The sequence below is a fragment of the Actinoplanes sp. NPDC051405 genome (genome assembly GCF_055586185.1).
Genome location: NZ_JBVJIR010000026.1, coordinates 94,942 through 107,232, shown reverse-complemented (window position 1 = coordinate 107,232; position 12,291 = coordinate 94,942). Strand labels below are relative to the sequence as shown.

General features: G+C 71.8%; 8 protein-coding genes. 2 read left to right on the top strand and 6 right to left on the bottom strand.

From position 1 onward, the window contains the following. Window positions 1-153: 153 nt before the first annotated feature. From ACZ6S4_RS40365 to ACZ6S4_RS40350, 4 genes are all read right to left on the bottom strand, one after another. Complete coding sequence (locus ACZ6S4_RS40365; protein WP_465479967.1) at window positions 154-2,337, bottom strand: MMPL family transporter; 2,184 nt, start codon at window positions 2,335-2,337, stop codon at window positions 154-156. 1 nt (window position 2,338) lies between these two features. Next, a complete protein-coding gene (locus tag ACZ6S4_RS40360) occupies window positions 2,339-2,881 on the bottom strand; it encodes a TetR/AcrR family transcriptional regulator (RefSeq protein ID WP_465479966.1) in 543 nt (180 codons plus the stop codon). Between the two features lie 67 nt (window positions 2,882-2,948). After that, a complete protein-coding gene (locus ACZ6S4_RS40355; RefSeq protein ID WP_465479965.1) occupies window positions 2,949-4,181 on the bottom strand; it encodes a styrene monooxygenase/indole monooxygenase family protein in 1,233 nt (410 codons plus the stop codon). 24 nt (window positions 4,182-4,205) lie between these two features. Further along, on the bottom strand, window positions 4,206-4,622 hold the full coding sequence (locus ACZ6S4_RS40350; RefSeq protein WP_465479964.1) for a MarR family winged helix-turn-helix transcriptional regulator: 417 nt from the start codon (window positions 4,620-4,622) through the stop codon (window positions 4,206-4,208). Between the two features lie 84 nt (window positions 4,623-4,706). Here ACZ6S4_RS40350 and ACZ6S4_RS40345 point away from each other — a divergent pair, with 84 nt between their 5' ends. After that, window positions 4,707-6,503, top strand: a complete 1,797-nt coding sequence (locus ACZ6S4_RS40345) for an ABC transporter ATP-binding protein (protein WP_465479963.1) — start codon at window positions 4,707-4,709, stop codon at window positions 6,501-6,503. Between the two features lie 851 nt (window positions 6,504-7,354). On the opposite strand, the gene ACZ6S4_RS40340 is transcribed toward ACZ6S4_RS40345, so the two are convergent. Then, complete coding sequence (locus ACZ6S4_RS40340; RefSeq protein ID WP_465479962.1) at window positions 7,355-8,872, bottom strand: NAD(P)/FAD-dependent oxidoreductase; 1,518 nt, start codon at window positions 8,870-8,872, stop codon at window positions 7,355-7,357. Window positions 8,873-8,923: 51 nt separating this feature from the next. Here ACZ6S4_RS40340 and ACZ6S4_RS40335 point away from each other — a divergent pair, with 51 nt between their 5' ends. Beyond that, window positions 8,924-10,423 carry a class I SAM-dependent methyltransferase gene (locus tag ACZ6S4_RS40335; RefSeq protein WP_465479961.1) on the top strand — a complete coding sequence of 500 codons (1,500 nt, stop codon included), beginning with the start codon at window positions 8,924-8,926 and terminating at the stop codon, window positions 10,421-10,423. Here the strand turns inward: ACZ6S4_RS40335 and ACZ6S4_RS40330 are convergent, their stop codons facing one another. Further along, window positions 10,424-12,283, bottom strand: coding sequence for a propionyl-CoA synthetase (locus ACZ6S4_RS40330; RefSeq protein WP_465479960.1), 1,860 nt, complete (start codon window positions 12,281-12,283; stop codon window positions 10,424-10,426). It abuts the gene before it with no gap. Window positions 12,284-12,291: the final 8 nt, after the last annotated feature.

The following is a 12,291-nucleotide window of genomic DNA, read 5'->3' as shown; positions in this document are numbered from 1 at the left end:
GATTGTTTTTGCGTGTTTTTGTGGGAAAAAGGGCAATGGGGGAAGGAGAGGATGGGGCGAAGATTTCGCAACACAAAGAAAAGGAAAAAAACAGGAAAAGAAGGGGCGGGGCCCCCCCCCCCCCCCCCCGCCTCTCCTATCTGCTTAAACGGTTCAGACGGTGACCGGCTCCCGCTCCGGCTCGCTCGCCAGCTCCTCGCGCAACCGCTCACCCTCGATGTCGACGTTGGGCAGCACCCGGTCCAGCCAGCGCGGCAGCCACCAGGCGGCCCGGCCGAGCAGCGAGATCACGGCCGGCACGATCGTCATCCGGACCACGAAGGCGTCGATCGCCACGCCGATGGCCAGCGCGAAGCCCATCGACTTGATCACCGGGTCGTCCAGCAGGATGAAGCCCGCGAAGACCGACGTCATGATCAGCGCGGCCGCGGTGACCACCCGGGCGCCGTGCCCCATGCCGCTGACGGTCGCCTCCTGCGCGCCGGCGCCGTGCACGAAGTCCTCGCGCATCCGCGACACCAGGAACACCTCGTAGTCCATGGCCAGGCCGAACAGGATGCCGATCAGCAGGATGGGCAGGAAGCTGATCAGCGGTCCCGGACTGTCCAGGCCGACCAGACCGCTCAGGTGTCCCTCCTGGAACACCAGCACCGTGACGCCGAAGGTGGCTCCCACGGTCAGCAGGAAGCCGAGCGCCGCCTTGAGCGGCACCAGGATGGACCGGAACACCAGCATCAGCAGCAACACGGACAGGCCGACGACCAGCAGCAGGTAGACGGGCATGGCGGCGGAGAGCTTCTCGGACACGTCGATGCCCACGGCGGTCTGCCCGGTCAAGGACACGTCCGCGTTCGCGATCCCGGCCACCCGGTCGCGGACGTCGTGCACCAGCTCCTCGGTGGCCTCGTCGGTCGGGCCGGTCTGCGGCAGCACCCCGAGCAGCGCGGTCCGCTTGTCCTGGCTGAGGTTGGGCGGGGTCACGGCCAACAGGTTCGGCGTGCCCTGCAACAGCTGGGTGGCCTGCTGCACGGCCGCGGTTGTCTGCTCCGGCGAGTCGCTGGAGACGACCAGGGCCAGCCGGCCGTTGAAGCCGGGGCCGAAGCCCTCGGTGATCAGATCGGCGGCGTCGCGGCCGGGGGTGCCGACCGGGCCGGCGCCGGCACCGGGCAGCGCCACCCGCATGTCCGCGGCCGGCAGGGCCAGGGCGCCCAGGCCGAGCACGCCGACGAGGAGCACCGGGATGCGCAGCCGGGTGACCAGCCGGGCCCAGCGGAAACCGAAGCCCTCCTTGGGCTCGGCGTGCGACGCCGCGTGCGAGCCGGTGGCGCGCAGCTTGCGGGGCAGCACCCGCTCGCCGGCGAAGCCCAGCAGGGCGGGCAGCAACGTGATGGCGACCAGCACGGCGACGGCGACGGTGCCCGCGGCGGCCAGGCCCATGACCGTCAGGAACGGGATGTCCACGACCGCGAGACCGGCCAGCGCGATGACCACGGTGATGCCGGCGAACACGACGGCGGAACCGGCGGTGCCCACCGCGCGGGCGGCCGCCTCCTGCGGGGTGAGGCCGTCGACGAGGTTCTGCCGGTGCCGGGAGGTGATGAACAGCGAGTAGTCGATGCCGACCGCCAGGCCGAGCATCAGGGCGAGCACCGGCGCGGTGCTGGTCAGCGTGACGACGCTGCTCAGCGCGAACAGCCCGGCCATGCCCGCGCCGACCCCGATCAGCGCGTTGAGCATCGTCATGCCGGCGGCGACCAGTGAGCCGAAGGTGATCACCAGGACCACCAGGGCGATGATGACGCCGATGCTCTCCGTGCCGCCGACCTCGGGCTCGGAGTTCATCACCTCACCACCGTGCTCGACGCGCAGCCCGGCGGCCTCGGCGGCGGCGCCACTGCTCTCGTACGCGGTGCGCTGCTGCTCGGTCACCTCGTCGGCGCTGGTGGCGAACTGCACCTGGATCAGCGCGTACTGCCCGTTCTGGGAGAGGGCCTTGGCCTGGAAGGGGTCCACGGCACCGAGCACGCCGGGCAGCGCCGAGGCCTCCTTGACCAGGCCCTCGACCGCCGGCTTGAGGGCGGGGTCGGCCAGGGTGCCGCCGGCCGGCGCGGCCACCACGATGGTGCCGGTGGCTCCGCTGGCCTCGGGGAACTCCCGCTGCAGGGCGTCGATCGCGCGCTGCGACTCGGTGCCGGGCATGGTGAAGTCGCTCGACGAGGTGCCCTTGAAGGCCAGTGCGGCCCCGCCCAGCGCGGCCAGCAGCACCAGCCACAGCACGACCACGAGCTTGCGGCGCCGGAACGAGGCCCGGCCCAGCCGGTACAACAGGGTTGCCATGTCAGTCCTTGGATCGAGGGGTGAGCAGGGCACGCTTCGCCACGGCGATCAGGGCGGAGCGCAGGGTCACGTCGTCGGGCCGGTCGATCGCCACCGAGCAGATGCCGGCCAGCAGCACCTCCGCGGCGATCTGCTCACCGGGATCGGTGGAGCGGGCGGCGAAGGCGGAGCACAGGTTTTCGATCATCGGCTGCACGCCGGCGAAGGCCGGCGTGAGCAGCACCTCGAGCGAGCCGTGATAGATCAGGCCGGCCTCGCGGCGGTAGCGCAGCACCAGATCCACGAAGCCGTCGATCGCCGCGGCGCGGGCCGCCTCGCCCTGCAGCCCGGCGAGCTGCTCGTCGAGCTCGGCCAGCTCGCGCGCGGCCGGGGCGAGCAGGGCGGCGAGGATCGCTTCCTTGCTGTCGAAGTGGTAGAGCAGCGTCGCCTTGGAACAGCCCACTTCCGCGGCGATGTCCTGCAGGGACGTGCCCTTGAAGCCGGCGCGGTAGAACAGCTCCGCGGCGACGGCGAGGATCTCGTCGCGTGTCCGGGTACGGGCCATGCCGACCAGCATGCCTGACCGATCGGTCAGAAGCTGGCCGATCGGTCAGGAAGTGACTCAGGTAACGCTAGACCGAGGCGAGATAACGTTCGGCGGCGTCCGGGGTCATGAACCAGCGGTCCAGGTCGCTCGGGTCCGAGAAGGCGTCGGCGAACCGGGAGGCCACGGTGGGGTTGCCCGCTGCGGCGCCGAGTATGCGTTGCACGTGCGGCGGCAACGGCTGGAGCATCGCGTTGGTCCAGTCGGTGACCGCGCGGGCGGTCGAGGACCAGAACGCCTCGGCCGTGTCGCGCATCCACTGCTCGTCGAACGGCCGGTCGCCCCGCTCGCGGATCGCAGCCAGGTAGGCGGTGGCGCACTTGGCCGCGGTGTTGGCGCCCTGGCCGGTGATCGGGTCGTTGGCCAGCACCACATCGGCCATGCCGAGCACCGCCGTCCCGCCGTCCAGCCGGGCGACCGGCTCGCGCACGACCGGCGCGTACCGGCCGTGCAGGGTGGCCCGGGCGTCGGTGAGCTCGACGTGGCGGGCGCGCTCGGCGACCCAGGGCACGTACCGGCCGGCCAGCTCGATCGTCAGGGCCAGGTGGTCGGCGGGATCCATCGGGGCGGGAGCCGCCCACCGGTCGAGCGGGCCGCCGGGCACGGCCTCCCAGAACAGGATGTCGCAGGGGCCGGTCAGGGTCAGCGCGGGAATGACGAACAGCTCGCCCAGCCCGGGCACGGCGTGGAAGCCGATGTGCGGTGCCGGGAAGTCCGGGTCGGGCTCGAGGCCGTGCACGTACGCGACGGCGAGCCCCCGTTGCGGCGCATCGTGGACCGAGCGCCGCGGGTCGCGGTCGAAGATGGACACCAGGTCGCCCCGGCCGGCCGCGACGACGGTCAGGTCGTGGTGCGCGGCGAGCGCCGCCAGCTCCCCCGCCTCGACCGTGCGGTATTCCACCGTCACGCCGCGCTGCTCGGCCAGCTCCAGCCAGGCCGCCATCTTGAGGCGCTGGTCGACGCTGCGGCCGGGATGGCTGAGCCGGGCGTTGAAGGCCAGCGCCTGCTCGCCGGGCGGAGCGGACAGCGTGATCCGGAAGCCCTCGAACGCCGGGGCCTGCTCGCCCCAGAGGTCGAGGCCGAGGGCCCGCTCGGTCTCCAGCGCGTCGTGGAACATGCCCTGGGTGCTCATCGGGCGCCCGCCCCGGATGTCCGGCGGCGTGCGGGCGGAGATCAGCGTGACGTCGTGACCGTCGGCGCGCAGGCCGAGGGCGAGCTGGAGGCCGGACTGCCCGGCACCGACGACGAGAACCTTGCGCATGCCCGGAACTCTACACAAACGGGATTATTCGCGCAGTTGGCGCAGGATCCGAGTGAGGTGGGCGCGGTCGGCCTCGCTCAACCCGGCGAAGAAGCGCTCCGCGGCGGCCTGGCGGGCAGCCCGGATCGCGTCGCCGGCCGCGGTGCCCGCCGCCGTCAGGTGCAGCACGGTCGCCCGGCGGTCGGCCGGGTCCGGAGTGCGCTCGACCAGGCCCCGCTCCTGCAGATCGTCGACGACCTCGGTGGCCGAGCGCGGCGCGATGCGCAGGTGCTCGGCGAGGGCGCCCGGGCGCATCGGGCCGTGTCGCATCAGCACGGCGAGGGCCCGGCCGTGCGACGGGGAGACGTTCAGCGGCTCCAGCGCCTCCCTGTTGAGGTGGCGCAGGGTGCGCGCGACGGACCAGAACAGCTCGGAGAGGTTCTCGTCGGCGGCGGGATCCACGGGAATACCGTACCAGCGGTTGCGGTTGTTCCCTCATGGTGAGGTAACCTCACTAATACCCGTACCGGAAGAAGGTTGTTGCTCTTGGAAGCCACCCCCGTCGAAAGCGGCCGCCGCGGCCGCACCACCACCGTCACCGCCGCCGAGAAGAAGCAGGCCCGCGAGGTCTCCCTGCGCCGCATCGGCCGGCTCTTCAGCGCCCACCGGCTGCAGCTCACCATCGTCACCGCGATCATCGTGGCCTCGTCCGTGATCGCCATGGCCTCCCCGTTCCTGCTGCGCGAGGTCATCGACCGCGCACTGCCGCAGCAGGACCTCCCGCTGCTGGCCTGGCTCGTCGCCGGCATGGTCGCTGTCGCCGCCGTCACCTCGGCGCTCGGCGTCATCCAGACCTGGATCTCCACCACCGTCGGTCAGCAGGTCATGCACCGGCTGCGGGTGGACGTCTTCACCCACCTGCACCGCCAGTCCGTGGCGTTCTTCACCCGGACCCGCACCGGCGAGGTGCAGTCCCGCATCACCAACGACATCGGCGGCATGCAGTCGGTGGTCACCTCCACCGCGACCTCGATCGCCTCGAACCTCACCACCGCCGTCGCCACCGCGGCCGCCATGGCCGCCCTGTCCTGGCAGCTGTCCCTGGTCTCCCTGGTCGTCCTGCCGCCGGCCATCTACCTGACCCGCCGGGTCGCGAAGATGCGCAAGGAGATCACCGCGCAACGCCAGCGCGAACTGGCCGACCTCAACGTCACCGTCGAGGAGGGCCTGTCGATCAGCGGCGTACAGCTGAGCAAGACCATGGGCACCGGCGCGGCGCTGGTCGAACGCTTCACCGCCTCCTCCACCCGGCTGATCGATCTGGAGCTGCGCTCCGAACTGGCCGGACGCTGGCGGATGGCCGCGATGAGCATCATCTTCGCCGCCATCCCGGCCGTCATCTACCTCAGCGCCGGACTGCCGCTCACCGCCGGCACGCTGAGCATCGGCACCCTGGTCGCCTTCACCACGCTGCAGGCCGGGCTGTTCCGGCCGCTGATGGGGCTGCTCGGCGTCGGGGTCTCACTGACCAGCTCGCTGGCCCTGTTCGCCCGCATCTTCGAGTACCTGGACCTGCCGGTCGAGGTGGACGACCCGGCTGAGCCGGTGGAGCTGCCCCGCCCGGTGCGCGGGCACCTGCGGTTCGAGGACGTCACGTTCGCGTACCCGGGCAATGAGACCGCCGCGGTCGCCGGGGTCTCGCTCGACGTGCCGGCCGGCACCTCGCTGGCCCTGGTCGGTGAGACCGGTTCCGGGAAGAGCACGCTTGCCGCGCTGATCGCGCGGCTCTACGACCCGGCCGCCGGCCGGATCACCATCGACGGCATCGACCTGCGCGACCTGCGGCTGGCCGACCTGGCTTCGGTGGTCGGGGTGGTCAGCCAGGAGACCTATCTGCTGCACACGACCGTGCGGGAGAACCTGCGGTACGCCCGGCCGGACGCGACTGACGCCCAGATCGAGCAGGCGGCCCGGGCTGCGCAGATCCACGAGCTGATCGCTGGGCTGCCTGACGGGTACGAGACCGTTGTCGGGTCGCGCGGGCACCGGTTCTCCGGTGGTGAGAAGCAGCGGATCGCGATTGCGCGGACGCTGCTGCGGGACCCTCGGATTCTGGTGCTGGATGAGGCTACTAGTGCGCTGGACACCTCTACTGAGCGGGCTGTGCAGCGGGCCTTTGACGAGTTGGCTCGCGGCCGGACCACTGTGACCATCGCGCACCGGTTGTCGACCGTGCGTGATGCTGATCAGATCGTGGTTGTCGACCACGGGCGGGTCCTGGAGTCCGGTGACCACGACTCCCTGGTGTCGGTCGGCGGCCGCTACGCCACCCTCGCCGCCTGACGCCGCTCCGCTCCCAGTCCTCGCCGCGCTCCTGGCCCCTTATCGCTCCGCTCCGCTACCGCCCCGGCCTCGCTCCGCCCCGCTGCCGCCTCGCCCGCTGCCGCCCCGCCCTCGCTCTGCTACCCCCTTCCGATCTTGGCAATTGGTGGCTGCCAGGACAGCCATCGGCTACCAAGATCTGGTGGGACGGGGTTGGGTTGGGGTTGGGGCCAGGCTCCGTGCCAGCACCGCGGTCGAGGCAACGACCCAGACCGGCACCGCGGTTGGGGCTGGGACCGGCACCTGGGACCGGGACCTGCGACCGGGTTCTTGGACCGGGGTTTGGGACCGGGCACCGGCAGTAAATTGGGGAATCCGGGCTGCGGCCGCGACCCGGGTTCGGGGCCGCGGCCGGGACCCAGGTCCGGGGCCGCGGCCGGCACCCGGCTCGGGACCACGACCGGCACCCGGGCTTACGGCCACGACCGGCACCCCGGCTCTGGACCACGACCGGCACCCGGGCTTACGGCCACGACCGGCACCCGGGTTCGGGGCCGCGACCGGCACCCCGGCTCTGGACCACGGCCGGCACCCCGGCTCTGGACCACGACCGGCACCCAGATCCCGGACCACGACCGGCACCCAGATCCCGGACCACGACCGGCACCCAGATCCCGGACCACGACCGGCACCCAGATCCCGGACCACGACCGGCACCCAGATCCGGGGCCGCGACCGGGACCCACGACCGCCACCCCGGCTCGGGACCACGACCGGCACCCAGATCCGGGGCCGCGACCGGGACCCACGACCGCCACCCCGGCTCGGGACCACGACCGGCACCCGGGTTGGGACCGGGTCGGGGCGGCGGGTTATCTGATCGCTGGGCCGGCCGATGCCGAGGTGGCACCGGACTCCGCCGAGCCCGAACCCGAGCCGGAGGCGGCTGAGGCGGCCGGGGTGGCTGAGGCGGCCGGGCCGGCGGGGGTGGCAGGGCCGGAGGCGGACAGGCTGGCCGGATCGCTCGGCTGGCTCATCGCCTCGGCTGCTGCCGCTGCCTTGCGGCGTTCGAACGGGTCGCCGTATTCGCGGACCGCGGCGCGCGCGTACGCCTGCTGGAACGTAGCCACCCGCTCGGAGCGACCCCGGCCCAGGAAGCTGACCGCCCAGTGCAGCACCGCCGTGACCCTGTTCTTGAAGCCGACCAGGTAGAGCAGGTGCACCGCCAGCCACATCAGCCAGCCCAGGAAGCCCGACACGCGCAGCTTGCCCACGCTGGCCACCGCCGAGAAGCGGGAGATGGTGGCCATGCTGCCCTTGTCGAAGTACTTGAACGGGCCGGCGGGTTCCTTGCCGGCCAGCCGGCGCTTGATCTGGTCCGCCGCGTACCGGCCGCTCTGGATGGCCACCTGGGCGACGCCCGGCAGCTGGTTCAGGGAGATCATGTCGCCGACGGCGAAGATCTCCGGGTGGCCGGGCAGGGTGCAGTCCGGGTTGACCTTGACGCGGCCGGCCCGGTCGGTCTCGGCGCCGGCCTGCTCGGCGAGCTTGCGGGCCAGTGGCGGGGCGGCCACCCCGGCGGCCCACATCTTGGTCATCGATTCGATGCGCTGGTGGCCGCGTTTGGTGTCCACCTCGATGCCGGTGGCGTCCACGTCCACCACCTTGGTCTCCAGTTCCACCTCCACGCCCAGCAGGTGCAGCTGGCGCAGCGCGCGGGTGGACAGGTGGTCGCCGAAGGTGTTCAGGACCGCGTCGAGGGCGTCGATCAGGATGATCCGGGCCTTGCGCGGGTCGATGTGCTTGTACTGCCCGGGCAGGGTGCGGTGGGCCAGCTCGGCGATCTGACCGGCCATCTCGACGCCGGTCGGGCCCGCGCCGACCACCACGAAGGTCATCCAGCGCTCGATCTCGGCCGGGTCGGTCTGCAGGTCGGCCAGCTCGAACGCGCCGAAGATGCGGGCCCGCAGCTCGAGGGCGTCGTCGATGCTCTTCATGCCGGGTGCGTGGTCGGCGAACTTGTCGTTGCCGAAGTAGGACTGCGAGGCGCCCGCGGCGACGATCAGCGTGTCGTACTCGACGGTGTAGTCGATGCCGGGCGCCTCGACTGCGACCGTCTTCGCGGCCACGTCGATGTCGCTGACCCAGCCGAGCTTCACGTCGACGTTGTCCTGGCGGCGGAGGATCTCGCGGATCGGCGGGGCGATCTCGCCCTCGGAGAGGATGCCGGTCGCCACTTGGTACAGCAGCGGCTGGAAGAGGTGGTACGCCGTTCCGTTGATCAAGGTGACGTCGACGTCGGCCTTGCGCAGGGACTTGGTGGCGAAGAGCCCGCCGAAGCCGGCTCCGACGACCACTACCCGGTGCCGTCGATCAGATCCTTGAGGCATCACAGTCTCCGCTGCTCGTGGTCGGCGTCTCCGTACGGTATCAACGACCAGGTGGAAACAACCTTCGTGCTCTTCCCGGGCCGCCATCACGTCCTTACCCGCTTCCAGGCCGAGTACCTGCGGCGGTGGCCGGATGTGACCATTGTCTGGGCGGTGACGTCGGCGAACCACGAGAACACGAAGCGTAATCCGGTGCCGTACCACCGGCGTGAGGCGGCCATCGAGCGGTTCAGCGTGCTGACCGGGCTGCGTTCGGTGGTGGTACCGGTCTTCGACACCGCGCCGACCGAGCGCTTCGCCGAGGTGACGCTGAAGAACATCACGGTGGCGACCGGCCTGGAGCTGACCCCGGCCAACACTCTGGTGGCCTGCTCGACCCCGGCGGTCGCGGCGCTCTACACCGCCCTGGGCTTCTCCATCGCCGGGGTCGAGGCCGACAGCACGCCGGAGCCGGCCCGCCCGTGGGACGTGCTGCTGCGGCTGGCGGCCGGCGACGAGAGCTGGCGCGAGCTGGCCCATCCGGCGACCGTCGACGTGTTCGACCGCTACCAGCTGGTGGAGAGCGTGCGCACGGTGGTCAACGACCCCGTGGTTGGCGCCGAGGGCGGGCTGACCGCTACCCGCAACTACCGCACCTACGTGGAGGCCTTCGCCGACAGTGCGGCCCGCAAGTGGGAGCAGGTCCACCGGCACGTACGGCCGGGCCGGATCGTCGACATCGGCTGCGGCGCGGGCGCGGTGCTGGAGCTGGCCGACCGGGAGCCGGCGCTGCGCGAGAGCGACCTGATCGGCGTCGAGATTGCCCGGCACCTCTACGAGGAGTGCATGCACAAGAAGGCCCAGGGCGTGTTCGACAACGCCAACGTCTTCTTCTACCGCCGCAACGTGCTGGGCGGCGCCATCTTCCCGGAACGTTCCATCGACACGACGCTGACGTTCGCGCTGACCCACGAGATCTGGTCCTACGGGGACCGCTGGACGTCGCTGCGCCGGTTCGCGCAGGCCATCTACGACCACACCGCGCCGGGCGGCGTCTGGATCAACAGCGATGTGTGTGGCCCGGACGGGCGGGACCGCCAGGTGCGGCTCACCCTGGACCGGGCGGACGGCGCCAACCCGGCCACCGCCCGCGAGGACCTGGCTGAGCTGTCCCCCGAGGAGGTCGCGGCATACGTGGGCGGCCTGTCGACCCGGGCCAGGCTGGACCAGTTCGCCGTCGACTTCCGCTTCCCGTTCAAGTACAGCGCGGCCGGCGACGCGGTCGAGCTCACCCTGGGCGCCGCGATGGACTACCTGACCCGCAAGGACTACGCGGACAACTGGCTGTCCGAGACCCACGAGCAGTTCTGCGGCCTGGAGTACGCGGACTGGAAGTCGCTGCTGGCCGACGTCGGCTTCGAGGTGGACCCGGCCTCGGGCACCTCCCGCAACGAGTGGATCATCGACAACCGGATCGCCCCCACGGCGTCCCTGGCCACGCTCGACGGCACGCCGCTGGACTGGCCGGTCACCCACATCCTCCTGGTCGCGCGGAGGCCACTCAATACGTGATCAGTCGGTGAGGATCGGGCGGAGGGCGTCGAGGACCGCCGGGTCCTCGATGGTCGAGGGGACCGGTTCTGCGGTGCCGTCGGCGATGCCGCGCATCGTGCGGCGCAGGATCTTGCCGGAGCGGGTCTTCGGCAGGCCCGGGACCACGTCCACCCGGCGCAGCGCGGCCACCGGGCCGATCCGGTCGCGGACCATGGCCACCAGCTCCGCGCGCAGCTGCTCCGGGTCGATGTCGGCGCCGGACTTCAGCACCACGAAGCCGCGCGGCTGCTGGCCCTTGAGCGGGTCGTGGACACCGATCACCGCGCATTCGGCGACCGCCGGGTGGGCCGCCAGCACCTCTTCCATCGCCCCGGTGGAGAGGCGGTGGCCGGCCACGTTGATGACGTCGTCGGTGCGGCCCATCACGTACAGGTAGCCGTCGGCGTCGAAGCGGCCGCCGTCGCCGGTCAGGTACGCGCCCGGAAACGCCGACAGGTACGAGCGCACGTAGCGTTCGTCGTCCTGCCACAGGGTCGGCAGGCAGCCCGGGGGCAGCGGCAGGTCGATGACGATCGAGCCGTCCTCGCCCGGGGGCACGTCCGCGCCGGCCGGGTCGACCACGCGGACGCGGTAGCCGGGGACCGGCACCGACGGCGAGCCCGGTTTGGTGGGCAGCGTCTCCAGGCCGCGGGGACTGGCGGCGATCGGCCAGCCGGTCTCGGTCTGCCACCAGTTGTCGATCACCGGTACGCCGAGCCGCTCCCCCGCCCACGTGTAGGTCTCCGGGTCGAGCCGCTCGCCGGCCAGGAACAGCAACCGCAGGCTGGACAGGTCGTGCCCGGTGAGCAGCTTGCCCTCGGGGTCCTCCTTCTTGACCGCGCGGATCGCCGTCGGGGCGGTGAACATGACGTTGACCCGGTGCTGGGCCACCACCCGCCAGAACGCGCCCGCGTCCGGGGTGCCGACCGGTTTGCCCTCGTACAGCACGGTGGTGGCCCCGGTGAGCAGGGGCGCGTACACGATGTAGGAGTGGCCGACGACCCAGCCCACGTCGGACGCGGCCCAGAAGACGTCGCCCGGGCCGGCCGCGAAGATCGCCTCCATCGACCAGCGCAGCGCGACCGCGTGGCCGCCGTTGTCCCGGACCACGCCCTTCGGGCGGCCGGTCGTGCCGGAGGTGTAGAGGATGTAGAGCGGGTCGGTCGCCGCCACCGGTACGCAGTCCGCCGGCTCAGCCCCGGCCAGCGCCTCGTCCCAGGTCAGGTCGCGGCCGGGCACGAGATCGGCGACCAGTTGCGGGCGCTGGAGGATGACGCAGCGCGCGGGCTCGTGTGCGGCCAGGCCCAGAGCGCGGTCGAGCAACGGCTTGTAGGCGAGCACGCGCGCGGCCTCGACCCCGCACGAGCTGGCCACGATCACCTTCGGCCGGGCGTCGTCGATGCGCGCCGCGAGCTCGGGCGCGCCGAAGCCGCCGAAGACGACGGAGTGGACCGCGCCGAGACGTGCGCAGGCCAGCATGGCGATGACCGCCTCCGGGACCATGGCCATGTAGACGACCACGCGGTCGCCCGGGCCGACGCCGAGCCGCCGCAGGGCGCCCGCGAACAGCGCCACCTCGTCGCGCAGCTCCCGGTACGTGTACGTGCGCAGCGTCCCGGTCACCGGGCTGTCGTGGATCAGGGCGGCCTGATCGCCCCGCCCGCCGGCCACGTGCCGGTCCAGGGCGTTGTGGCAGGTGTTGAGCCGAGCGCCAGGGAACCACCGGGTGTCGAAGATCCGGTCCGGTGCGCTGTCCCAGTCGATGGCCTCGGCGGCGTCGCGCCAGAAGCCCTCGGGGTCGCGGAGACTGCGCTCGTACGCCTGCCGGTAGTCACCCATGCAGCCAG